Here is a 21,183-nt window from a genome sequence, read left to right as displayed (position 1 = left end):
ACGGCCCTTCGGTTTGCCGCCGTGCAGGTGCCTAGGGCCCGGCCGGCGGATCCTGTCGCGGACGCGGGGGTCGGTGCGCCGATGAGGCACCGTCACTTTCCGGCGACCTGATCCGCCGGACAGGCCCTAGCCCAGGGCCCGGCCCAGGACCCACACCGCCGGGGCGGCCGCGGACAAGGGCAGGGCGACGCCGGCGGTGAAGTGGACGAAGCGGGAGGGGTAGTCGTAGGCGGCGACCCGGTGGCCGATGAGGGCGCAGACGGCCGCCGCCGCGCCCAGCGCGGCGCCCCTCGGGCCCATCCCCGTCATGTCGCCCACCGCGATCCCCGCGCCGGCCGCGGCCAGCAGGGACACCGCGATCGAGGCCGGCCCCGGCAGGGGCAGCGCCTTCGCCACGAGCGCCACCGCCACCGCCGCCGCGCCCACGGACACCGCGTGCGGTTCGGCGCCGAGATATCCGGCGGCGAGGACCGACAGCGCCGCCGAGACGACCGTCGCCATCAGGCCGTACATCCGCTCGTCCGGTGAGGCGTGCGAGCGCAGCTGGAGCACCAGGGAGAGCAGGACCCAGACACCGAGCGGGCCGAGGATCGCGGCGGGCGCGTTGTCGCGGCCCGCGGCCAGCACGGCCGCGTCGGCGGCCAGCCCGCCCAGGAAGGCCAGCGCGATGCCCTGCCGGGCCGGCCACATGCCGTTCAGCCGGAACCAGCCCGCGGCCGTCACCGCCTGGAGCACCACCAGCGGAGCGACGAGCGCGTACGAGGCGACCGAGGCCGTCGCGGCGAGCATCAGGCCGAGCAGCGCGGTCAGCAGCGCCGGCTGCATACCAGGCTCGATGATCGGCGAACGGCCCTCCAGCCGGGCCCGCTGGGCGTCCGTGATCCGGGCGTTGCCGGCGAGCGTGGCGGGGCCGTAGGCCGGTTCGGACTCGGACTCCGGATCCGCTGCGGCCTCCGGCGCGGGGGCCGGGGCCGCCGCCGGGCCGGGCTGCGGCTGCGGCTGCTGCTGCTGAAGGTGCGGCTGGGGCTGCGGGTGCGGCTGGGGAGCGGACGCGTAAGGGCCCGCGTACGGCTGCTGCTGGTAGCCGCCCTCGAACTGCTGCGGCGGCAGATACGCCGTCTCCTCCGCCGGCGCCGGCATCTGCAGTGACGCGTGCGTCTGCGAGTCCCAGGTCTGCCCCTGCCAGTGCTGGGTGTGCTGGGGGTCGTAGCCCGGCTGCTGCTGCCCCTGGCCGGCGTACGGGTCCTGCTGGGGCCACTGCTGCTGATAGGGGTCGTAGCCCTCGTACGGGCCGCCCTGATAGGGCTGACCGCCCTGATACGGCTGGTCGGTCATCGCCTCACCCTCCTGCGAACGGCGGGAGCACCTCGACCGTGCCGCCCTCGGCCAGCCGTACCGTCTCATGCGCGCGGGTCCCGACGGGGTCACCGTCGACGAGGAAGGAGCATCGCTGCAGCACGCGCGTGAGTTCACCGGGGTGTCGCTCGCGTACGGCGGCCAGCGCGTCGGCGAGCGTGGCCGCGTCGTACGGCTCCTCGGCGACGCCGGACGCGGCCTTCGCGGCGGCCCAGTAGCGCACCGTGACCTTGGGCATCTCGTTCCTCAATCGACGGCTGGGGACATTCAAAGACAGAGAACAGATGGTGTCAGGCTAGCCCGCCCGGGCCACAGCCCAGTCCGCGATCCGGGCGAGCAGCGCGTCGTCCGCCGCGTGCTCCGCATGACCCATGCCCGGCTCCGTCCACAGCTCTCCGTGGTCACCGGCCGCTTCGGCGAGCATCCGGGGATGGTCGAGGGGGAAATAGCCGTCGCGGTCGCCGTGGACGATGAGGAGCGGGACCGGAGCGATCCGCGGGACGGCCTCGACCGGCGACAGCGGCACCGGGTCCCAGTCGCGGTCATGGATCCGGGTGCGCAGGCCGTAGCGGCCGACCAGCCGGCCCGCGGGGCGGGTGACCAGCCAGTGCACCCGGCGCATCGGAGGCGTGCCCCGGTAGTACCAGCGGGCGGGCGCGCTGACCGAGACCACCGCGTCGGTCGTGGCCGGGTGCAGGGCCGCGTGCCGCAGGACCACCGAGCCGCCCATCGAGAAGCCGACGGTCACCACGCGCGCGTGCCCGAGGCCACGGGCCCACTCGACGGCGGCGGCGAGGTCCAGGACCTCCTTGTCGCCGACCGTGGACCGGCCCCCAGAGCGCCCGTGCCCGCGGAAGGAGAAGGTGACGACCGCGCCGTAACGGGCCAGGACGCCCGCCACCCTTCGTACGTGCGGACGGTCCACGTCCCCGGTGAAGCCGTGGGCGACGACGAACACCAGGCCACGGATGGCGGAACGGGGAGCGTCCGGCGGCGTTTCGTATACGAAGGCGCCCGGGTCGTATACGGAATCGACCGGAACCCCGTCGGCGGTGCGCAGAAACGTCCGGATAGGGGCCTGTCTGCCTGTCTCGGGATTCGGACGAACGGTGGAACGTGCCACATGACCTGCCGGACCGTTGCTCATGTGGGCTATTCTGCTGGGCAGAGGACTCGGGCAGCGCAGCCCCCGGGTCCTTTTGTGCTTTCGGAAGCGTTGTATACGAAGCGGGAAACCTCCGGTGACCGCGGGTGTACGGGGCCTTCGGGATCGCAGAGCAGTGCCCGTCCGCACAGGCTCGCAGGGACCGAGGAGGAACCAGACGTATGAGTTCTCTGCTGCTCCTGACCAACGCCCTCCAGCCGTCGACGGAGGTCCTGCCCGCACTCGGCCTGCTGCTGCACAACGTGCGCGTGGCTCCCGCGGAAGGCCCCGCCCTGGTCGACACCCCGGGCGCCGACGTGATCCTCGTCGACGGCCGCCGTGATCTGCCGCAGGTGCGCAGCCTGTGCCAGCTGCTGCGCTCCACCGGCCCCGGCTGTCCGCTGGTCCTCGTCGTCACCGAGGGCGGCCTCGCCGCCGTCACCGCCGACTGGGGCATCGACGACGTACTCCTCGACACCGCGGGACCCGCGGAGGTGGAGGCCCGGCTGCGGCTGGCCATGGGACGCCAGCAGATCGTGGGCGACGACTCCCCGATGGAGATCCGCAACGGCGATCTCTCGGTGGACGAGGCGACATACAGCGCGAAGCTCAAGGGGCGGGTCCTCGACCTCACCTTCAAGGAGTTCGAGCTGCTCAAGTACCTCGCCCAGCACCCGGGCCGGGTCTTCACCCGCGCCCAGCTGCTGCAGGAGGTGTGGGGCTACGACTACTTCGGCGGCACCCGGACGGTGGACGTGCACGTACGGCGGCTGCGCGCCAAGCTCGGCCCGGAGCACGAGTCGCTGATCGGCACCGTCCGTAACGTCGGTTATCGATTCGTTACGCCCGAGAAGGGCGACCGGTCCGACCGCTCGGGCGAGAAGGCCGACCGCTCCGCCGGGCCGGCCAAGGCCACGACGGACCGGGCAAAGACGGAAGATGCGGACGCGTCCGCCGTCCGGGACGGCTCGGAGATCCACGCCGACGTCTAGCGCGTGCGGGGACGCATGCATGGAACGCACTCGGGCGGGGCATTGCTCCCGCACATCCAAGCATTGATACGCCCTGCCCAGAGTGGGTCCATCCGCGTAGACTCCGCGCGTGGCCAAGGTGACTCGGGATGATGTGGCACGGCTGGCTGGGACCTCCACCGCCGTCGTCAGTTATGTCATCAACAACGGACCCCGGCCGGTCGCCCCGGCCACGCGCGAGCGTGTCCTCGCGGCGATCAAGGAACTGGGGTATCGCCCCGACCGGGTCGCCCAAGCGATGGCCTCGCGCCGCACCGACCTCATAGGCCTGATCATCCCGGACGCCCGTCAGCCGTTCTTCGGCGAGATGGCGCACGCGGTCGAACAGGCCGCCTCCGAGCGCGGAAAGATGGTCCTGGTCGGCAACACCGACTACATCGGTGAGCGTGAGGTCCACTATCTGCGCGCCTTCCTCGGCATGCGCGTCTCCGGGCTGATCCTCGTCTCGCACGCCCTGAACGACCTGGCCGCCGCCGAGATCGACGCCTGGGACGCCCGGGTGGTGCTGCTGCACGAGCGGCCCGAGGCCATCGACGACGTCGCCGTGGTCACGGACGACCTCGGCGGCGCCCAGCTCGCCGTCCGCCATCTGCTGGAGCACGGCTACGAGTACGTCGCCTGTATGGGCGGTACGGCGGACACACCCGCCGTCGGCGACCCGGTCTCCGACCACGTCGAGGGCTGGAAGCGGGCCATGGACGAGGCGGGGCTGTCCACCGAGGGCCGGCTGTTCGAAGCGCCGTACAACCGCTACGACGCCTATCGCGTCGCCCTGGACGTCCTGTCCGGGCCCCATCGTCCGCCGGCGATCTTCTGCTCCACCGACGACCAGGCGATCGGCCTGCTGCGGGCCGCGCGCGAGCTGCGCCTCGATGTGCCGGAGCAGCTGGCGGTGGCCGGGTTCGACGACATCAAGGAGGCGGCGCTCGCCGATCCGCCGCTGACCACGGTCGCCTCGGACCGCTCGGCGATGGCCCGGGCGGCGGTCGACCTGGTGCTGGACGACGGGCTGCGGGTGGCGGGGTCGCGGCGGGAGCGGCTGAAGACGTTCCCGTCCCGGCTGGTGGTGCGCACGTCCTGCGGCTGCCTGAGCTGAGCGTCCCGGATCCGTCTCCATCGTCCCGGGTCCGTCTTCATATCGGGCAAACGAGGTTCTGCCGGGCTTCTCAGCGAGCACTCAGGAAGCTCTCATGGTCAGCGGGGAGGCTATATGTCATGACCGAGAGCCAGGGTGGATACCCCCAGCAGCAGCACAGCTACTCCGCTCCCGTGCACCCCGAGTGGCCGCCCCCGCCGCCGTACCGGCCGGCCACGGACCCCGCAGCCCACAAGCGCGGGCGGGGCCGGAGTCCGGTCGCCCTCCTCGCGGCCGTCGCGCTCGTCGCGGCGGCGGTCGGCGGCGGCACGGCGTACGCCTTCCAGGAGCTGACCGGCAAGGACACGGTCGCCTCCGCCGGGACGAGCACCAACGTGGTGCCGGCCGGCAAGAAGGGCGACGTCGCCGCGATCGCGGCCGCGGTCAGCCCGAGCGTGGTCGAGATCCAGGCGACGCTCAGCAGCGGCTCGTCCACCGGCTCCGGCGTGATCATCACCTCGGGCGGCGAGATCGTCACCAACAACCACGTCGTCTCCGGCGCGCAGTCCGTCAAGGTGCGCACCAGCGACGGCAAGAGCTACACCGCCGAGGTCGTCGGCACCGACAGCTCCAAGGATCTCGCCCTCATCAAGCTGCGGGGCGCCTCCGGTCTGAAGCCCGCCTCCCTCGGCAACTCCTCGAACGTCCAGGTCGGTGACTCGGTCGTCGCGATCGGCTCCCCCGAGGGCCTGACCGGCACCGTCACCAGCGGTATCGTCTCCGCCCTCAACCGGGACGTGACCGTCTCCACCGAGGAGAGCCAGGGGCAGGGCCAGGGCGGCGACGGCAACTGGCCGTTCCAGTTCGGCGGCCGCCAGTTCAACGGCGACACGGGTTCGTCGACGACGACGTACAAGGCGATCCAGACCGACGCGTCCCTCAACCCCGGCAACTCCGGGGGCGCGCTGATCGACGCCGGCGGCAATGTGGTCGGCATCAACTCCGCGATGTACTCGTCGAGTCAGCAGGCCTCGTCGTCCTCGGACGCGGGCAGCATCGGCCTCGGCTTCGCGATCCCCGTCAACACCGTCAAGTCCGACCTGGCCAAGCTGCGGGCGGGCAACAAGAGCTAACGCTTCACCTCCAGTCAGCGGGGGGCACGTCCAGCAGGGAGTACGTCATGATCACCAAGGTTTCGCACCAGATCGTCCTCCGCGGTCCCGCCGACGTCATCCTGGCCCTCTCGGTCTCCCGGGATCTGCACGCCCCCATCCCGGCCCCCCGCGAGCCCGAGCCGGCCGCCCGCGCGGCCGAGCCGGCCCCGCGCGCGCCCGAAGTGGCCGTGCCCACGTTCCCCGAGCTGATGGGCCTGCGCACCGGCCCCCTGCGCACCCACCGCCGCAAGGTGCCGCTGAACCGCCTGACCGCGATCCGGGCCTGACCCCGACGGTGCCTCTGCGGACCCGCCGGTCATGGCAGGCTGAGAGGCACCCCGTTCCTCCTTCCCTCCCACCCACCGCACCCGACTTCCCTCCCACCCACCGCACCCGACTTCCCTCCCACCCACCGCACCCCGAGGAATCCGCGAGCGATGAGTCCCGCCGAAGGCGACCGTGACCCCCAGCGCATCCTGATCGTCGACGACGAGCCGGCCGTACGCGAGGCGCTGCAGCGCAGCCTCGCGTTCGAGGGGTACGACACGGAGGTGGCCGTCGACGGCGCGGACGCGCTGGAGAAGGCCACCGCCTACCAGCCCGACCTGGTCGTCCTGGACATCCAGATGCCCCGGATGGACGGTCTGACGGCGGCCCGCCGTATCCGCGGCGCCGGCGACACCATCCCGATCCTCATGCTCACCGCCCGGGACACGGTCGGCGACCGGGTGACCGGGCTGGATGCGGGCGCCGACGACTACCTGGTCAAGCCCTTCGAACTGGACGAGCTGTTCGCCCGGATCCGCGCGCTGCTGCGCCGCAGCACCTACGCGGCCACGGTGTCGGCCGAGGCCCAGGAGGACGAGGCGCTGACCTTCGCCGACCTGCGCATGGACCTCGCGACGCGCGAGGTCACCCGGGGCGGCCGGCAGGTCGAGCTGACCCGCACGGAGTTCACCCTGCTGGAGATGTTCATGGCGCACCCGCGCCAGGTCCTCACCCGTGAGCAGATCCTGAAGGCGGTCTGGGGCTTCGACTTCGAGCCGAGCTCGAACTCCCTGGACGTCTACGTCATGTACCTGCGCCGCAAGACCGAGGCCGGCGGCGAGCCGCGCATCGTGCACACGGTGCGGGGCGTGGGGTACGTCCTGCGGCAGGGCGGCGCCGAGTGAGCAGGCTGGTACGGCGCTACCACGCGCTGCCCATCCGGGCCCGGCTGGCGATGCTGGTCGCCGCGGCGGTGGCGTTCGCGGTGGCGGCGGTCTCGGTCACGGCCTGGTTCATCGTGCAGGAGAAGCTGTACGCGCAGGTCGACGCCGATCTGGAGAAGTCCCTGCGGGGCCCCGCGCAGATCGGTCAGGTCGACGACGCCCTGGCCAACTGCGTCGAGACGCCCCAGCGCAACCCCCTCTTCCAGAACAGATACGGCCAGGTGGTCACCGAGAACGGCAAGATCTGTCTCTTCGACGGCTCCTCCGGGAAGGTCAAGGTCACCCAGCACGACGAGGACGTGATCAGGAGGGGGAACGTCAACAATCTCTACTACCGCAACGGCACCGACACCGACGGCAACGAGATGCGGGTGCTCACCCACCCCATGGGGGCCACCGCCTCCCGTGTCACCGGCCAGCCCGGTCCCAACGTCGGTCTCGTCACGGCCGTTCCCCTCAAGGGCACCCAGAGCACCCTCAACGACCTGGCCCTCGTCCTCCTCCTGGTCTCCGGCGTGGGAGTCGTCGGCGCCGGCGCCGCCGGTCTCGCCGTCGCCCGTGCGGGGCTGCGTCCCGTCGACAAGCTGACCGAGGCCGTGGAGCATGTGGCGCGGACCGAGGACCTGGCCGTCCGGATCCCCGTGGAGGACGACAGCGAGGACGAGATCGCCCGGCTGTCCCGCTCCTTCAACTCGATGACCACCGCCCTGGCCGGCTCCCGCGATCTCCAGCAGCAGCTGATCGCCGACGCCGGCCATGAACTGCGTACGCCCCTGACGTCGCTGCGCACCAACATCGAGCTCCTCACCCGCAGCGAGGAGACGGGCCGGCCGCTCCCGCCGGGGGACCGCAAGGCGCTGCTGGCCTCGGTGAAGGCCCAGATGACCGAGCTGTCCTCGCTGATCGGCGATCTGCAGGAGCTGTCCCGCTCGGAGGGCCAGCGCGGCGAACGCGTCCAGGTGGTCTCCTTCCAGGACACGGTCGAGGCGGCCCTGCGCCGCGCCCGGCTGCGCGGCCCGGAGCTGACGATCACGGCGGACCTGGAGCCCTGGTACGTGCGGGCGGAGCCCTCCGCGCTGGAGCGGGCGGTCGTCAACATCCTCGACAACGCGGTGAAGTTCAGCCCCGGCAGCGGCACGGTCGAGGTGCGGCTCGCCAAGGGTGTGCTGACCGTCCGCGACCACGGGCCCGGCGTCCCCGAGGACGAACTCCCGCACGTCTTCGACCGCTTCTGGCGCTCCCCCAGCGCCCGCGCCCTGCCCGGCTCCGGCCTCGGCCTGTCCATCGTGGCCCGCACGGTCCAGCAGGCCGGCGGCCAGGTCACCCTGGCCCCCGCGGACGGCGGCGGCACGGTGGCGACCGTACGGCTGCCGGGCGCGCCGACACCGCCGCCGGAGGCAGCGGGGACGGCCGCCGAGATGCCGGCCGGCTGAGCGCAGGCTGAGCGGGCCGCGCCGGTTCAGTCCGGCTTGGGCAGGGAGCGCAGCCGCTCGATCTGGGTGCGGCTCAGCTCGTTCGCGCGCCGCATATGGCGGGTGATCGCCCTCAGCTCGTCCTCGCTGTGGTCGTCCAGCAGCGTCTCCCAGGTGCGGCCCAGCTCGTCCCACACCGCGGTGACGCGGGCGACGCGCTCCGGCACCGGGGTGACCAGCACCCGGCGGCGGTCGCGCGCATCCGGCGTACGGGTCGCGTAGCCGGCGCGTTCGAGCCGGTCCACCAGCCGGGTGGCCGAGCCCGTGGTGAGTCCGGTCAGGTCGGCGATCTGCCGGACCGTGAGCGGCTCGGGCTCGACGGTCAGCAGACTCAGGGCCTGTACGTCGGTCGGGTGCAGGCCGAGGTGGTCGGCGACGGCCTGGTTGAACAGCACGAACGCCGCGTGGTAGCGGCGCGACTCCGTCGCCAGCTCCTCGTACAGCCGGGCCCGGTCCGGGTCGGTCATGGACTCGTCTCCAAAAATCACTGCGCAACGCAGCGAAAATCGCGCTACCGTCTCCTGCGTGACGCAGTTAATGCGCCGCACAGCCATCACTGATTCTATGCACCCACCGGGGGACATCCATGCTCACCATCGCCGTCACCGGCGCCACCGGCGCCCAGGGCGGAGCCACCGCCCGCGCCCTGTGGGCCGCCGGCCACCACGTCCGCGCCCTGACCCGCCACCCGGACTCGGCGGCCGCCGCCGCACTGCGCGCCCTCGGCGCCGAGATCCGCCACGCCGACTTCGACGACCGCGCCTCGCTCGACGCCGCCCTCGCCGGCGCGGACGCGCTCTTCGCGGTCACCACCCCCTTCGGCACCGACACGGCGACCGAGGTCCGCCAGGGCCGGACCCTCGTCGACGCCGCCGCGGCCGCCCGCCTCGGGCACGTTGTCCTCACCTCCGCCGCCCACGCCGACCGCGGCACCGGCATCCCGCACTACGAGAGCAAGGCCGAGATCGAGCGGCACCTGTGCGCATCCGACCTGCCCTGGACGGTGATCGCCCCGGCCGCGTTCATGGACAACTTCGCCGACGGCTGGACCCTGGACGGACTGCGCGAGGGCACCTTCGGCTGGCCCATGCCCGCAGACCAGCCCCTCACCCTGATCCCCGCGGCCGACATCGGCGCCTTCGCGGCGCTGACCTTCGACCGCCGGGAGGAATTCACGGGCCGCCGTATCGACATCGCCTCCGACGCCCGCACCTCGACGGAGATCGCGGCCGCCCTCACCACCGCCACGGGCCGCCCGATCACCCACCACGAGGTCGCCCTCGACCACGTCCGCACCCACTCCGAGGACCTGGCGGCCATGTTCGCCTACTTCACCACGACCGGCCTCGACGTCGACACCGCCGCCCTGCGCCGCGCCTACCCGGAGGTCGGCTGGACGAGCTTCACGGACTGGGCGACCGACCAGGACTGGCCCGCGCTGCTGGCGGACTGAGCGGGACCCGGGAGACGAGCGGCAACCTTTCCGCCCCGCGGTGACGACAGCTCGGCAGTCACCCCCCGCAGGAAAGGCATCTCCCGCATGAGTGAGCACCGCAGCCCCGCCGAGCCGCCCCGCCACCGCAGAAACCGCACGGCACTCGCCTACGGACTGCCACTCGCGCTCGCCGCCACCGGCTCCCTCGCCTACGGCCTCTTCGGCGCGGACACCCAGCAGCGCGCGTCCGCCGCCACCGTCACCCCCGCCGTACCGTCCTGGGCCACCACCACGCTCACCGTCGCCCGGGACGGCTCCGGCCGGTACCGGACCGTGCAGGCCGCCGTGGACGCGGTCCCGGTCGGCAACCGGGCCAGGGTGGTGATTTCCATCAAGCCCGGCACGTACCGGGAGACGGTGAAGGTCCCCGCGAACAAGCCGCACATCACCATCCAGGGCACGGGGACGAGCCGTAACGACACGGTGATCGTCTACGACAACGCGTCGGGCACGAGGAAGCCCGACGGTTCCGGGACGTACGGCACCGGCGGCAGCGCGACCGTCGCCGTCGACGCGGACGACTTCCAGGCCCGCGACCTGACCATCTCCAACGACTTCGACGAGCGCGCCCATCAGGACATCGCCCAGCAGGCGGTCGCCCTGCGCACCGGCGGGGACAAGGAGTTCCTCGACTCGGTCATCGTCAGCGGCGACCAGGACACGCTGCTGGTGGACACCGCGGCGAAGGAGAAGCCGGGCCGGGTCTATATGACGCACTCCTACGTCATCGGCAACGTCGACTTCATCTTCGGGCGGGCGACGGCGGTCGTCGACCACTCCGTCATCACGCTGAAGAAGCGCTGGGACGGCACGTCCGCCGGCTTCGTCACGGCCCCGTCGACCGCCGCGAACCGCAAGGGCATCCTCATCACCAACTCCACGGTGAACGGCGACGTCTCGTCCCGCAGCTTCTACCTCGGCCGCCCCTGGCACGCGGGCGGCGACGCCACCCTCGACCCGCAGACCACGGTCCGCAACACCACCCTCAGCGCCGCGATCAGGACCGCCCCGTGGTCGGACATGGGCGGCTTCTCCTGGAAGAACGACCGCTTCGCCGAGTACCAGAACACCGGCCCGGGCGCGGGCGGGGCAAGCAGCGATCACCCCCAACTGACCCCCGCCCAGGCGGACCAGCAGGAAGTCACGGACTGGCTGGGCGACTGGACGCCGAGCGCGTCCTGAAACGTCGCCCAGCTCGGTGCCTACTCCTCCGCTGGAGGTTCCCCAGCCGGTTCGGATCCCTGCCAGAAAATCTGTTCCACGGTGATCTGGGGGTCTTCCGCGCGCGGCACGAAGGAGTAGGTAAGCCAGCCATTCCCACGATCGAAGTAGAGGACGCGAGGCCCCTTTGGCCGACTGGACTGTGCTGGCTCGATCCACATGCCATCAGGCAACTGTGCATCGGTTTCGATGCCTCGGAAGTACGGGTCCTTCCCTGTGACCAGCTCAGTACGGGCCTCGTCCACGATCTTCTGCACGCGTTCAGGCAACGCATTACGACTGGCGAGGGCATCGAGCCGCCAGTCCATCTGCCAAGGCGGCCCCATGAACTCGTTGGTCACTCGCCGGGCTCCGTCCTCAGCGCCCTGTAACGAATCGTCGACGCTTCTTCGAGGAGAGCCTTGGCCTCGGCAATGTCGGTGGACTCCGCAGCGCGGTGCTCCAGGTCGCAAAGGTGAGCGTCAAGCTTGGGATCACGCGCAATCGCGTACTCGACCCACCAGCGGGCCACGAACGCCGGCACGGGGCCCGCGTCGTACGTGTCGGCGATCGCCCGCTTCCAGTGCTTGTCGAAGTCGGGGAGGAGCGTGGGCGTGTGCTGGGCGATGGCCCTGCGCAGCGCCTTAGGGGTCCGCTCGGGCATGGGAGGGATGATCGGCTCGGGCTCCGCAGCGTGGGCACTCATGCTCGCTGTCCTCCTTCGACGCGTCGTGTCTACGACCATAACCGCCTGGCACCTTTCTCATGAGTCGTTCGTGCCCCGGCCGTCCATGCGGCCCGGAGAACAACCATGGAGGCGGTGCAGCCCAGCGGTCAGGGCTTCCGACCTGCGTCACCCGAACGTGCGCACGCCTCTCCCACCCTTGATCCCTTCCACGAACCCGGCCCAGGAGGCGGTCGAGAGGACCAGCGGGCGGGATGCGGGGGTCTTGCTGTCGCGGACGGGGATGACGCCGGGGTAGCCGTCGGCGACCTCGACGCAGTTATTGGCTCCCCCGTCGCTGTAACTCGACTTGCGCCAGGTGGCGGTGCCGGGGGCGAAGGTCACGCCGTCTCCTTCACGTCGCGCAGAAAGGCGTCCCAGGAAACCGCCGAGAAGATCAGCGGGTGGGCGGAGGGGACCTTGCTGTCGCGGACCGGGATGATGCCGGGGTAGCCGTCGGCGACCTCGACGCAGTCGTTCGCTCCCCCTTCGCTGTAGCTGGACTTACGCCACAGGGCGGTGCTGAGATCGGGGGTGCGCGTCATGATCTGTGCTCCTCCACTACGTCCCTGATGAACGTGCGCGAGTCCGACGGGGACTGCGCCAGGTCGCGGAGCCGATCGTAGGACAGTCGTTGTCGCAGTACTTCGTCCGGATCTTCGATCAACCGGCTGCAACCGTTGCCTTCCTTGTAGGCAACGGCACTTCCGTCCCTCTGCCAGAGCAGCGTCAGCGACCCGGTCATATGGTGGTGCGCTCCCGCCGAGAACGGCAGTACTTGCAGCGTCACGTTGGGCCACAACGCAGCCGTCTCAAGATGGAGCAGCTGGTCACGCCAGGCCTTGCCCCGAGCAGCAGGACGCCGAAGCGCGAACTCGTCCATGACAATGCGGACTTCGGGCTCAGGCTTCTGCCGCAGGAGGTACTGCCGCCCGAGCCGTGCCGCCACTTGCTCCTCGACGACCTCGTCACCATCAGCTGTTGTCTGAGCCCCAGACAACACCCCACGAGCGAATTCCTCGGTCTGCAGAAGCCCGGGAATCCCCGGCGAGAACAGCCACATGATCCGCGCCGTCGCCTCAAGTCCCATGTACTCCTTGTACTGGTCCTTGAACGCGTCCAGCCGAGCCGCACGCCAATGCCGAACCAGCAGGTCACCGGCCCCGTAGTACCCGTCCAGGTCCTCCATCACGGTCACCTTGGACAGCCGGTCACCGGACTCCAGCCGACTCAGATAACTCTTGTCGTACCCGGTGTCATCGGCCAGTTGCCCCAGCGACTTCCCCGCCTTCTCCCGGAGGAACTTCAGCGTTCGCCCCAGCACAGCGCGCCCCGACTCCCGTTCCCCGTCAACGTCTTCGGCCACGTCACCCCTCCCCGTTGCCTGGCGCCCCAGACAACACCGAACCTCTTCCGCAGCGTACGCAAGGGCTGTGACGATCGAGGCACGAACGGTAATCACCGCTCGTCAACCCCCGTGCCTCCCTTGGAGCGTCGACGTGCGCGCACGTACCGCAGGACTCATCGAACCGCTACTGCTCCTCCTCATCCGGACCCTGCTCCCCGCCCGTGGCCGCCGCCGCGCGGACTTAATCCAACTGCCGGATCCGGAGCCGTCGTTGACCACATGCGCCGTCCACCGACACGACGCCGAAGCGCACCTCTTCTGGTACGACACCCCCCTCGTCCGCCCGTACCTCCGCGAAGTGGAGGTGTTCGCGTGAGCGACGGACTCCGCCTCCTGCCGTGGAGCACCCCGGAGGGCAAACCCTGCTACCTCAGCACCGACAGCGGCCACAGCCGGCTCTCCCTCCTCGCCGACGACGTGGAAGCCGCGCAGCTCGACTCGGGGGAACAGGTACTCGCCGGCGCGAGGGCCGTACTCGCGGACCAGGCGGCGGGAGAACGCGCGGTGCGCTTCGCACTGACCAGGGCGTCGGAGTCGCTGGCGGAGGTACTCCGCATCGCCTGCAGCAGAGGCGCCCGCGTGCCCCCGCACCGCCGCGCACCGTGATCGCGTTGCTTGTGTCGCTGCCCGACCCAGCCCACACTTGAGGAGGAGGTGCCACCTTGACCGCTCTCGCACATGAGAGGCCCAAGACCATGTCCGAGGCTCCCGCTGAACCCCTGAACGGACCCGACCTGGACGAGGTCCTGTGGCAGGCATGGAAGGCCATGGAACTCCCCGAGGGCTACCGCGCCGAGATCATCGAGGGAGCCATCGAGGTGTCGCCCACCGGCCGCTACTCACACAGCCAGACCATCTTCCTCCTCAAGGAGGCACTGGGAGATTTCCTGAAGGGTGGGGACTATGCCGCCCGGCAGGACACGAACATCGTTCATGAACACCGAGCATGGGTGCCGGACCTTCTCGTCGTCGCCAGAGACCCCGAGCGCTACGTGACGGATGACGGCGTCGGCCTGACAGCCGCGAGCGCACGGGTCGTCTTCGAAGTCACTTCACCGGGCACGCGCAACCTCGAACGCGACCGCGTCCGCAAGCGCCGCGAGTACGCCCGCGCCGGCATTCCCGTCCACGTCGTCATCGACGACTACGACGGTCAGGGCGCCGTCACCCTCTTCACCGGTCCGCGGCCCGACAAGGCCGACTGGGAGGACATCCACCGCGTCCCCTATGGCACCGAGGTGACCATCCCCGAAGGCCCCGCCAAGGGATTCGTCATCGGTGAGGCCGTGACCGGGCCCAAGCGGAAGTAGGTGCACAGCGGCTCCGTAGGGTGGGGGCCATGCCGGAAGACTCTCCTCTGATCCAGAGCCTGCGTACGGCCGTCGCGGCCGCGCCCGCCGATGTGCCGCTACGACTGCATCTGGCCGAACTCCTCCTGACCGAGGGCCAGGCGGAGGCCGCGGTCACCGAGGCGGCCGTCGCCCTGCAGCACGCGCCGGGTGACGCGCAGGCGCGGCAGCTCATGGCCCGGGCCATGGGAATGCCCCAGCAGCCGAGCCCCGTCGCACCTTCACCGGAGATCCCCGCGGCCTCGCAGCCCGCCCCGGCCGCGCAGCGCCCCGGTTTCGACTGGCAGGCCGCCGAAGAGCAGGTCGGTGACGTCGTACCGCCGCGGTTCGTCGAGGAGCCGGGGACGCCGACGCGGGCGGACGGGCAGGACGATCCCGGGGACGCCGAGGCATGGGACGTCGAGCGGCCCGAGGCGCTGCGGCTCGCCGACGTCGGGGGGATGCAGGAGGTGAAGGACCGGCTGGAGGCCGCCTTCCTCGCGCCGCTGCGCAATCCCGAGCTGCAGAGGCTGTACGGCAAGAGCCTGCGCGGCGGGCTGCTGCTGTACGGGCCGCCCGGATGCGGGAAGACCTTCATCGCGCGGGCCGTCGCCGGGGAACTCGGCGCGTCCTTCCTGTCCGTGTCGGTCAGCGACGTGCTCGACATGTGGACCGGCAACTCCGAGCGCAACATGCACGAGATCTTCCAGACCGCGCGCCGGCAGGCGCCCTGCGTCGTCTTCCTCGACGAGCTGGACGCCCTGGGCGCCAAGCGCAGCCGCACCCTGCACGGCGGGCTGCGCAACACCGTCAATCAGCTGCTGACCGAGCTGGACGGGATCGACTCGGGCGCCAACGACGGGGTCTTCGTGCTCGCCGCCACCAATGTGCCCTGGGACGTCGACAACGCGCTGCGCCGGCCGGGACGGCTGGACCGCACCCTGCTCGTGCTGCCGCCCGACGCCCCGGCCCGCGAGGCGATCCTCCGCTACCACCTGCGGGACCGGCCCATCGAGAGCATCGACCTGGGCAAGCTCGCCAAGGCCACCGACGGGCTCTCCGGGGCCGACCTGGCCCATGTGTGCGAGGCCGCCGCCGAGCGGGCGCTGCTCGACTCCGCCCGGACCGGGACCGTACGGATGATCGGCATGAAGGACCTGCTGGCCGCCGCCAAGGAGGTCCTGCCGTCCAGCGAGCCCTGGTTCGCGTCCGCCCGCAACGTCGCGATGTTCGCCAACGAGGGCGGCATGTACGACGACCTCATCGCCTATCTGAAGAAGCGCCGCAAGCTGTGAGCACCACACCGCACCCCGCCCTGGAGCGGGCCGACGCACTGTACGAACTGCGGCGCTACGACGAGGCCAAGAAAGTCCTCGGGCAGCGGCTCGCGGAGGTCCCGGAGGATGCCGACGCCCTGGTCCGGCTCGCCCGCTGCCATCTGCGCACGGAGGGCGAGGCGGACCAGGCGCTGGCGGCGGCCGAGCAGGCGCTGGCGTTCGCTCCCGAGCACATCGGGGCGCTCATCCAGCGTGCCCACGCGCTGCAGGCCGTGGGCGGCCGCTTCCTGGAGACCGAGGACGTCCTGCGCGAGGTCATCCGGCTCGCCCCCGAGTACTGGTACGGGTACGCGCTGCTCGGCGACTGGCTGTACCGCATACGGGTCATACGGTTCGTCAAGGCCAACGGCGGCGAGGTCACACGGGAGGCCATGGACTCCTTCCTCCAGGAGTCCGATCAACTGGCGCTGACCGCCGTCCGGCTGGCTCCCGAGGAGGTCTACCCCTACGAGGTGCGCTGGCTGATCGCCGAGCTCGCCGGCGACCGCGCCCGCACCGCCGAGATGGACCGGATCATCCTCCGGCTGGACCCCGGCCATTCCGATGCCCTGGCCCGGCAGACGCAGGCGGCCGCAGGCGCCCCCGGCGTCAAGGCCGCCGAGGCCGCCGCCCTCTACGCCGACGCCCTCGCCGCCACGCCGGACTCCGCGCCCCTTCGGCAGGGCCTGGACCAGGCCTCGTACCGGCTGCTGCGCGGGGTGCGCTGGATCGCCCTGCTCTGTCTCGCCTTCGCCGCCGCCATGCTCGACCTGTGGACCAAGGACGGGGTCGTGCCGCGTGCGCTGCCCGTCTCCCTCGGGCAGCGGCTCTGGTACTTCGTCCCCGTCGCCGCCCTGTGGGCCGTGGGCGCGCTGCTTCGCTACCGCCGGCTGCGCACGGGCGTCCGCTACAACCTCCGTTCCCTGGTCCGGCGGCGCCGCTGGCCGCGGATCGTCCTCGGCCAGACCGCCTGGGCCATGCTGTGCGCCGTGGTGATCAGTCAGGTGCCGTGGTCCGACCGGACGGTGCCGCGGATCGTCTTCTGGGCGGGGCTGGTGCCGACCCTCGCCACGATCTGGTTCGACCGGAAGAAGACCGACTGACTTTATTTATACCCGGCTTGCTTTTATGGCGGAATTACTTGTGGCCGACCGGGACAATCTCGTGGAAGCCAATGGACGTTTCCTCCAGAAAAAGCGAATTCCGGTGAGACCTCGATTAAAGAGCGCGGCGCCATTCACATAGGTTTTACGGGGCGGCTGCCGTACCCTCTACGCATGAGCAGCGACGACACCGTACGGGCCCTCCCGGCCCGCTCCATCGAGACCCACTCCGCGCTCACCCCGGACCGGGCCGAGGCCGTGACGGCCCTGCTCGCCGAGGCCGCCCGGGTCGACGGGCAGCAGCCGGTGTCCGAGCAGGGCCGGCTCCAGCTGCGCGGAGGTGCCCGCCAGGGCGTCTCCCATCTGCTGCTGACCGTCGACGGCGAACTCGTCGGCTACGCCCAGCTGGAGGACACCGACCCGGTGGAGGCGCCGGCCGCCGAACTCGTCGTCCACCCCGCGCACCGCGGGCACGGGCACGGCCGGGCGCTCGGCGCGGCGCTGCTCGCCGCCTCCGGCAAGCGGCTGCGGGTATGGGCGCACGGCGGGCATCCCGCCGCCCGGCATCTCGCCCAGGTGCTCGGTCTGACCCTGTTCCGCGAACTGCGCCAGATGCGGCGGCCGTTGACCGGTCTGACGCTGCCCGACCCGGTGCTGCCGGAGGGCGTGAACGTGCGCGCCTTCGTGCCCGGCAAGGACGACGCGGCCTGGCTCGCCGTCAACGCGGCCGCCTTCGCCCACCACCCGGAGCAGGGCTCGCTGACCCAGCGGGACCTCGACGACCGCAAGGCCGAGTCATGGTTCGACCCGGCCGGGTTCTTCCTCGCCGAGCGACGCGGGGAGTTGATCGGCTTCCACTGGACCAAGGTGCACGCCGAGGAGGGGCTCGGCGAGGTGTACGTCCTCGGTGTCCGCCCCGGCGAACAGGGCGGCGGCCTCGGCAAGGCCCTCACCACGATCGGCCTGCGTCACCTGGCCGCCCAGCAGCTGCCGACCGCGATGCTCTACGTCGACGCCGACAACCAGGCGGCCGTGACGGTGTACGAACGGCTCGGGTTCAACACGTACGAGACAGACCTGATGTACCGCACGGAGACCTGAACACAGATCTGAACGCAGACCTGAGCGGCGCCCTCACCGTGCGGCGCCGGCGCGGCTCGCGCAGCGACACCGCCCACAGCGCCGCCGCCCCCGCCAGCACCCACGCCCAGCGCTCGTGCGCCGCGGCCCATCCCGGGTCGCCCGGCGCCACGAACAGCGCCCAGCGGGCGGGCAGCAGCAGCGGCGCGAGGACGGCGCCGGCGAGCAGCGCGGTGGCGACGGACCGGCCGGGTTCCGGCTCGTCCGTGCGGCGTACGGCGACCGTGGCCGCGGCCAGGGCGAGGACGGACGCGGTACCCGCCTCCAGGGTGATGTCCCAAACCGGCGGCCGTACGGATCCGGGCACCAGCAGCAGCACGGCCGTCCACCACACGGCGACGACGGGCGCGACCAGGGCCACCCGCAGCGCGGTCCGTACCACCCGCCGGACCGGGACCGTCGCCGTGGTGTGCCGTGCGGGGTCGTCCAGCAGAAAGGCGAGCCCCAGCGCGCCCGCGAGCACCGCGGCCCGCAGCAGAACCAACGCCGGCAGCGGCCCGCCCCCGCACACCCGGATCAGCCCCGCCGCCAGTGTCCCCGCGCCCTGGGCCACTCCCCACACCCGCCAGGGCAACCCGCGCCAGACGGGACGGACGAGCGCGGCGGCCGCCGTCGACGGCGCTGTCCACGGCCGCCTCAGCCGGTACACCGGTCACCCCCCACGGACACCCGCACACCCAGCAGTTCCGCCGCCCGCGCCGTCGTGACGCCCGGCGCCGTCAGCTCGTCCCAGTGGGCCTTCACCCGGGCGCCGACGTCAGCGAGCGGGCGGTGCAGCAGCGCACGGACGACCTTGGTCTGTCCGGCCGTCATGGTCAGCGGCTCGGTCCCGGAGAGGACCAGCGCGGAGCCGGTCACGCTGTCGTCGAGGCGCACGTGCCGCAGGGCGGACTCGGGGTCCCGCTGCCAGGCGAGGGACAGCCACATGAGGGGGACCATCCGGCCGTCGCACAGTTCACCGGCCCGCCGCTCGTTGCCCGCGACCAGCACACCGGCCACGGCGGTGGAGAACTCCGGCACCCGGTCACCGCCCCAGGACGTGCCGACGGTCACCTGGTCGGGTCGCGTGGCCGGGTCGAGCGCCGCGTCGTCGGAGAGGCCGTAGCGGGCCTCCAGCCGCTGCCGTACGAGCAGCGGCCGGTCGTGGGCGGCGCCGCCGGCCAGGCCCTGCACCCGGTCCGCGATCCGCGCCCAGTCCTCGACGCGGGGCGTCCACTCCGGGAAGGCGCAGTAGTGCGAGGCGCCGCGCCGTACGCACGTCTGGTCCTGCTCCGGGGCGAGCGAGGCGCGGCTGCGGGCCGTGTCCGTGGCCGCCGGAATCCCGCCGGTCTGCATGACCCCGCCCAGCGCGGCCAGGGCCAGCGCACCGGCGAGGGCCGCCTGCACGGTCCGGGTCCGGCCGCCGGAGACCAGCACGGCGAGCAGGGCCACGGTCAGGGCCAGGCCGGCGAGGTACAGCGCGTGCCAGCCGGCGGGACGGCCGAGCAGGTCGGAGGGGAAGGGATGCACGCCGGACGTGACGACCACCGGCCACAGCCACACCGGCCCGGTGTCCTGCCCGCCGGACTGCGATGCACTGCCGACGAAGAGCAGCAGGAAGGCCACGACCAGCAGCGGCCCGGCGACGGCCGAGGAGTTCAGCCGGGCGAGCAGCACCCCGGCCGTCCCGAACAGCAGCACCGTCAGCGGTCCGGCCAGCAGCTCGGCCACCGATCCCCGGCCGACCGCGCCGGGCTTGGCCGCCTCCCAGGTGAACTGGGCGGTCACGGCCACGGCGGTGAGCAGCGCGAGCGGGACGACGGACAGCACATGCGCGGCCGTACGGCGCCACAGGGTGAGTGACGTGACGGCGAAGTGGCGTTCGGTGTCCCGGCGCAGGGAGCGCAGCGCGGCCTGGTTCGCGCACAGCATGACGGCGAGGCCGACGAACAGCGGGCCGCTCTGGGTGGCCCGGTCGGCGTCCTGCAGGACGGGAAAGTCGTCCGCGGGCCGCAGCGTGCGCCACACGATCCAGGTGACATGGCCGGCGAGGGCGAGCAGCACCGGGAGGCGCAGCAGCAGACGGCGGGCCTCGAAGCCGGCGAGGGCGACGACGGCCGCCCGCCCGTTGCGGGTCCCGGTCGACACGGCGACGGGGGCGGTCCGCTCCGTGCGGGTCGCGGTCATGCCGTCACCTCCGCGTGCTCGTCGTCCAGGGCGAGCAGATAGCCGTCCTCCAGGGTGGGTTCGAGCAGATCGGCGCCCTCGGGCGGGTCGCCGACATTGCGGAAGGCGCCCGTGCCGGTGCGCCAGCCCGCCTTCGCTCCGGCGTCGCGTGCGGTGCTGCTCCACACCCGGCCGGCGGCCCGTGCGGCCAGCTCGGCGGGGGTGCCGTCGAAGCGGATCCGGCCGTCGGCCATGACCAGCACCCGGTGGCAGAGCATCGCCACGTCCTCGGTCTGGTGGGTGGACAACAGCACCGTGCGGCCCTCGCCCGCCTCGGCGATCAACTCCCGGAAGCGCAGCCGCTGTTCGGGGTCGAGGCCGACGGTCGGCTCGTCCAGCACCAGGAATCCCGGATCGCCGACGAGGGCGGCGGCCAGCGCGACCCGCTGCCGCATCCCGCCGGACAGCTTCCTGATGCGCTTGCCGCGCACCTCGCCCAGGCCGACCTCGGCCAGCACACGGCGCACCTCCCGGTGCCGGCCGGCCCGGTCGGTCAACTCCTTGAGGATCGCCACGTAGTCCACGAACTCGAACGGTGTGAAGTCGGGGTGGAAGCCGGGCGTCTGCGGCAGATACCCCAGCGCGCGCCGCACCTCCTGGCGGCCGCGCGCGGTGCCCGGGTCGCGGCCGAGCACCGTGAAGGCACCGGAGTCGGCGGGCACGGCCGTGGCGAGCACCCGCAGCAGGGTCGTCTTGCCCGCGCCGTTCGGCCCGAGCAGCCCGGTGACGCCCGGGGTCAGCCGCAGCGACACATCGTCGAGGGCGCGGGTGGCGCCGTAGCGCAGGGTGAGCCCGCTGGCGGAGACGGTGACGGTCATGCG

General features: G+C 71.8%; 25 protein-coding genes and 1 pseudogene. 14 read left to right on the top strand and 12 right to left on the bottom strand.

Annotated features, from left to right (window positions below):
- Positions 1-126: 126 nt before the first annotated feature.
- The 3 genes from IE277_RS06505 to IE277_RS06495 are packed head-to-tail and all read right to left on the bottom strand — an operon-like array spanning position 127 to position 2,503.
- Entirely contained in the window at positions 127-1,335 is a 1,209-nt protein-coding gene (locus tag IE277_RS06505; RefSeq protein WP_189949378.1) for a hypothetical protein, read from the bottom strand.
- A gap of 4 nt (positions 1,336-1,339) precedes the next feature.
- Complete coding sequence (locus IE277_RS06500) at positions 1,340-1,594, bottom strand: MoaD/ThiS family protein (RefSeq protein WP_189949377.1); 255 nt, start codon at positions 1,592-1,594, stop codon at positions 1,340-1,342.
- Positions 1,595-1,651: 57 nt separating this feature from the next.
- Positions 1,652-2,503 (bottom strand): alpha/beta hydrolase family protein, encoded by an 852-nt coding sequence (locus tag IE277_RS06495; protein ID WP_189949376.1) that lies wholly within the window; start codon positions 2,501-2,503, stop codon positions 1,652-1,654.
- A gap of 179 nt (positions 2,504-2,682) precedes the next feature.
- Here IE277_RS06495 and IE277_RS06490 point away from each other — a divergent pair, with 179 nt between their 5' ends.
- The 6 genes from IE277_RS06490 to IE277_RS06465 all read left to right on the top strand — a co-directional run bounded on the left by IE277_RS06490 (position 2,683) and on the right by IE277_RS06465 (position 8,404).
- The gene (locus IE277_RS06490) at positions 2,683-3,492 is read left to right on the top strand and encodes a winged helix-turn-helix transcriptional regulator (RefSeq protein ID WP_189949375.1); all 810 of its coding nucleotides are present in this window, start codon (positions 2,683-2,685) and stop codon (positions 3,490-3,492) included.
- 109 nt (positions 3,493-3,601) lie between these two features.
- Positions 3,602-4,627, top strand: coding sequence for a LacI family DNA-binding transcriptional regulator (locus IE277_RS06485; RefSeq protein WP_189949374.1), 1,026 nt, complete (start codon positions 3,602-3,604; stop codon positions 4,625-4,627).
- A 119-nt stretch (positions 4,628-4,746) separates the two neighbouring features.
- Positions 4,747-5,739 carry a S1C family serine protease gene (locus tag IE277_RS06480; RefSeq protein WP_189949372.1) on the top strand — a complete coding sequence of 331 codons (993 nt, stop codon included), beginning with the start codon at positions 4,747-4,749 and terminating at the stop codon, positions 5,737-5,739.
- Positions 5,740-5,786: 47 nt separating this feature from the next.
- Complete coding sequence (locus IE277_RS06475; RefSeq protein WP_189949371.1) at positions 5,787-6,047, top strand: hypothetical protein; 261 nt, start codon at positions 5,787-5,789, stop codon at positions 6,045-6,047.
- Positions 6,048-6,197: 150 nt separating this feature from the next.
- The gene (locus IE277_RS06470; RefSeq protein WP_189949370.1) at positions 6,198-6,932 is read left to right on the top strand and encodes a response regulator transcription factor; all 735 of its coding nucleotides are present in this window, start codon (positions 6,198-6,200) and stop codon (positions 6,930-6,932) included.
- Entirely contained in the window at positions 6,929-8,404 is a 1,476-nt protein-coding gene (locus IE277_RS06465) for a sensor histidine kinase (protein WP_189949369.1), read from the top strand. The genes IE277_RS06470 and IE277_RS06465 overlap by 4 nt, the downstream gene beginning before the upstream one ends.
- A 26-nt stretch (positions 8,405-8,430) precedes the next feature.
- Here the strand turns inward: IE277_RS06465 and IE277_RS06460 are convergent, their stop codons facing one another.
- The gene (locus tag IE277_RS06460; RefSeq protein ID WP_189949368.1) at positions 8,431-8,910 is read right to left on the bottom strand and encodes a MarR family winged helix-turn-helix transcriptional regulator; all 480 of its coding nucleotides are present in this window, start codon (positions 8,908-8,910) and stop codon (positions 8,431-8,433) included.
- 119 nt (positions 8,911-9,029) lie between these two features.
- On the opposite strand from IE277_RS06460, the gene IE277_RS06455 reads away from it, so the two are divergent.
- Both IE277_RS06455 and IE277_RS06450 read left to right on the top strand, forming a co-directional pair.
- Positions 9,030-9,896: an NmrA/HSCARG family protein gene (locus IE277_RS06455; RefSeq protein ID WP_189949367.1), complete on the top strand. Its 867-nt coding sequence runs from the start codon at positions 9,030-9,032 to the stop codon at positions 9,894-9,896.
- Between the two features lie 264 nt (positions 9,897-10,160).
- Positions 10,161-11,120, top strand: a pseudogene (locus IE277_RS06450) (pectinesterase family protein); the annotation flags it as partial.
- A 20-nt stretch (positions 11,121-11,140) separates the two neighbouring features.
- On the opposite strand, the gene IE277_RS06445 reads toward IE277_RS06450, so the two are convergent.
- The 5 genes from IE277_RS06445 to IE277_RS06425 form a co-directional block, all read right to left on the bottom strand.
- Entirely contained in the window at positions 11,141-11,500 is a 360-nt protein-coding gene (locus IE277_RS06445) for a hypothetical protein (RefSeq protein ID WP_189949364.1), read from the bottom strand.
- Entirely contained in the window at positions 11,497-11,844 is a 348-nt protein-coding gene (locus IE277_RS06440) for a DUF6247 family protein (protein WP_189949362.1), read from the bottom strand. Before IE277_RS06440 ends, IE277_RS06445 begins: the two co-directional genes overlap by 4 nt.
- A 147-nt stretch (positions 11,845-11,991) precedes the next feature.
- Positions 11,992-12,207, bottom strand: coding sequence for a DUF397 domain-containing protein (locus IE277_RS06435; RefSeq protein ID WP_189949360.1), 216 nt, complete (start codon positions 12,205-12,207; stop codon positions 11,992-11,994).
- Positions 12,204-12,407, bottom strand: coding sequence for a DUF397 domain-containing protein (locus IE277_RS06430; RefSeq protein ID WP_189949358.1), 204 nt, complete (start codon positions 12,405-12,407; stop codon positions 12,204-12,206). Before IE277_RS06430 ends, IE277_RS06435 begins: the two co-directional genes overlap by 4 nt.
- The gene (locus IE277_RS06425; protein ID WP_229880857.1) at positions 12,404-13,228 is read right to left on the bottom strand and encodes a helix-turn-helix domain-containing protein; all 825 of its coding nucleotides are present in this window, start codon (positions 13,226-13,228) and stop codon (positions 12,404-12,406) included. The genes IE277_RS06430 and IE277_RS06425 overlap by 4 nt, the downstream gene beginning before the upstream one ends.
- 67 nt (positions 13,229-13,295) lie before the next feature.
- Between IE277_RS06425 and IE277_RS06420 the strand changes: the two genes are divergently transcribed.
- From IE277_RS06420 to mshD, 6 genes are all read left to right on the top strand, one after another.
- On the top strand, positions 13,296-13,586 hold the full coding sequence (locus IE277_RS06420; RefSeq protein WP_189950187.1) for a hypothetical protein: 291 nt from the start codon (positions 13,296-13,298) through the stop codon (positions 13,584-13,586).
- The gene (locus IE277_RS06415) at positions 13,583-13,876 is read left to right on the top strand and encodes a hypothetical protein (protein ID WP_189949355.1); all 294 of its coding nucleotides are present in this window, start codon (positions 13,583-13,585) and stop codon (positions 13,874-13,876) included. Before IE277_RS06420 ends, IE277_RS06415 begins: the two co-directional genes overlap by 4 nt.
- A 56-nt stretch (positions 13,877-13,932) precedes the next feature.
- Entirely contained in the window at positions 13,933-14,580 is a 648-nt protein-coding gene (locus IE277_RS06410; RefSeq protein ID WP_189949353.1) for a Uma2 family endonuclease, read from the top strand.
- A gap of 29 nt (positions 14,581-14,609) precedes the next feature.
- Positions 14,610-15,893, top strand: coding sequence for an ATP-binding protein (locus IE277_RS06405; RefSeq protein ID WP_189949351.1), 1,284 nt, complete (start codon positions 14,610-14,612; stop codon positions 15,891-15,893).
- Positions 15,890-17,017: a tetratricopeptide repeat protein gene (locus IE277_RS06400; RefSeq protein WP_189949349.1), complete on the top strand. Its 1,128-nt coding sequence runs from the start codon at positions 15,890-15,892 to the stop codon at positions 17,015-17,017. Before IE277_RS06405 ends, IE277_RS06400 begins: the two co-directional genes overlap by 4 nt.
- Positions 17,018-17,191: 174 nt before the next feature.
- A complete protein-coding gene (gene mshD, locus IE277_RS06395; RefSeq protein WP_189949347.1) occupies positions 17,192-18,118 on the top strand; it encodes a mycothiol synthase in 927 nt (308 codons plus the stop codon).
- Here the strand turns inward: mshD and IE277_RS06390 are convergent.
- From IE277_RS06390 to IE277_RS06380, 3 genes are read right to left on the bottom strand one after another with little or no spacing between them, the layout of a single operon-like run.
- Positions 18,075-18,806 (bottom strand): ABC transporter, encoded by a 732-nt coding sequence (locus IE277_RS06390; RefSeq protein WP_189949345.1) that lies wholly within the window; start codon positions 18,804-18,806, stop codon positions 18,075-18,077. The two genes, mshD and IE277_RS06390, sit on opposite strands and share 44 nt — an antisense overlap.
- Positions 18,794-20,323, bottom strand: coding sequence for an ABC transporter permease (locus IE277_RS06385; protein ID WP_189949343.1), 1,530 nt, complete (start codon positions 20,321-20,323; stop codon positions 18,794-18,796). The genes IE277_RS06390 and IE277_RS06385 overlap by 13 nt, the downstream gene beginning before the upstream one ends.
- Entirely contained in the window at positions 20,320-21,180 is an 861-nt protein-coding gene (locus tag IE277_RS06380; RefSeq protein ID WP_189949341.1) for an ABC transporter ATP-binding protein, read from the bottom strand. Before IE277_RS06380 ends, IE277_RS06385 begins: the two co-directional genes overlap by 4 nt.
- Positions 21,181-21,183 lie beyond the last annotated feature (3 nt).

The sequence above is a fragment of the Streptomyces alanosinicus genome, assembly GCF_014650595.1.
Lineage (GTDB): Bacteria > Actinomycetota > Actinomycetes > Streptomycetales > Streptomycetaceae > Streptomyces > Streptomyces alanosinicus.
This window is presented reverse-complemented; position numbering and strand designations above follow the sequence as displayed.

What these genes read in the sequence shown, in the direction of transcription:
- IE277_RS06505 (WP_189949378.1), bottom strand. Translation starts at nt 1,335, where the DNA reads ATGACCGACCAGCCGTATCAGGGCGGTCAGCCCTATCAGGGCGGCCCG.
- IE277_RS06500 (WP_189949377.1), bottom strand. Translation starts at nt 1,594, where the DNA reads ATGCCCAAGGTCACGGTGCGCTACTGGGCCGCCGCGAAGGCCGCGTCC.
- IE277_RS06495 (WP_189949376.1), bottom strand. Translation starts at nt 2,503, where the DNA reads ATGAGCAACGGTCCGGCAGGTCATGTGGCACGTTCCACCGTTCGTCCG.
- IE277_RS06490 (WP_189949375.1), top strand. Translation starts at nt 2,683, where the DNA reads ATGAGTTCTCTGCTGCTCCTGACCAACGCCCTCCAGCCGTCGACGGAG.
- IE277_RS06480 (WP_189949372.1), top strand. Translation starts at nt 4,747, where the DNA reads ATGACCGAGAGCCAGGGTGGATACCCCCAGCAGCAGCACAGCTACTCC.
- IE277_RS06475 (WP_189949371.1), top strand. Translation starts at nt 5,787, where the DNA reads ATGATCACCAAGGTTTCGCACCAGATCGTCCTCCGCGGTCCCGCCGAC.
- IE277_RS06470 (WP_189949370.1), top strand. Translation starts at nt 6,198, where the DNA reads ATGAGTCCCGCCGAAGGCGACCGTGACCCCCAGCGCATCCTGATCGTC.
- IE277_RS06460 (WP_189949368.1), bottom strand. Translation starts at nt 8,910, where the DNA reads ATGACCGACCCGGACCGGGCCCGGCTGTACGAGGAGCTGGCGACGGAG.
- IE277_RS06455 (WP_189949367.1), top strand. Translation starts at nt 9,030, where the DNA reads ATGCTCACCATCGCCGTCACCGGCGCCACCGGCGCCCAGGGCGGAGCC.
- IE277_RS06440 (WP_189949362.1), bottom strand. Translation starts at nt 11,844, where the DNA reads ATGAGTGCCCACGCTGCGGAGCCCGAGCCGATCATCCCTCCCATGCCC.
- IE277_RS06430 (WP_189949358.1), bottom strand. Translation starts at nt 12,407, where the DNA reads ATGACGCGCACCCCCGATCTCAGCACCGCCCTGTGGCGTAAGTCCAGC.
- IE277_RS06405 (WP_189949351.1), top strand. Translation starts at nt 14,610, where the DNA reads ATGCCGGAAGACTCTCCTCTGATCCAGAGCCTGCGTACGGCCGTCGCG.
- mshD (WP_189949347.1), top strand. Translation starts at nt 17,192, where the DNA reads ATGAGCAGCGACGACACCGTACGGGCCCTCCCGGCCCGCTCCATCGAG.
- IE277_RS06385 (WP_189949343.1), bottom strand. Translation starts at nt 20,323, where the DNA reads ATGACCGCGACCCGCACGGAGCGGACCGCCCCCGTCGCCGTGTCGACC.
- IE277_RS06380 (WP_189949341.1), bottom strand. Translation starts at nt 21,180, where the DNA reads ATGACCGTCACCGTCTCCGCCAGCGGGCTCACCCTGCGCTACGGCGCC.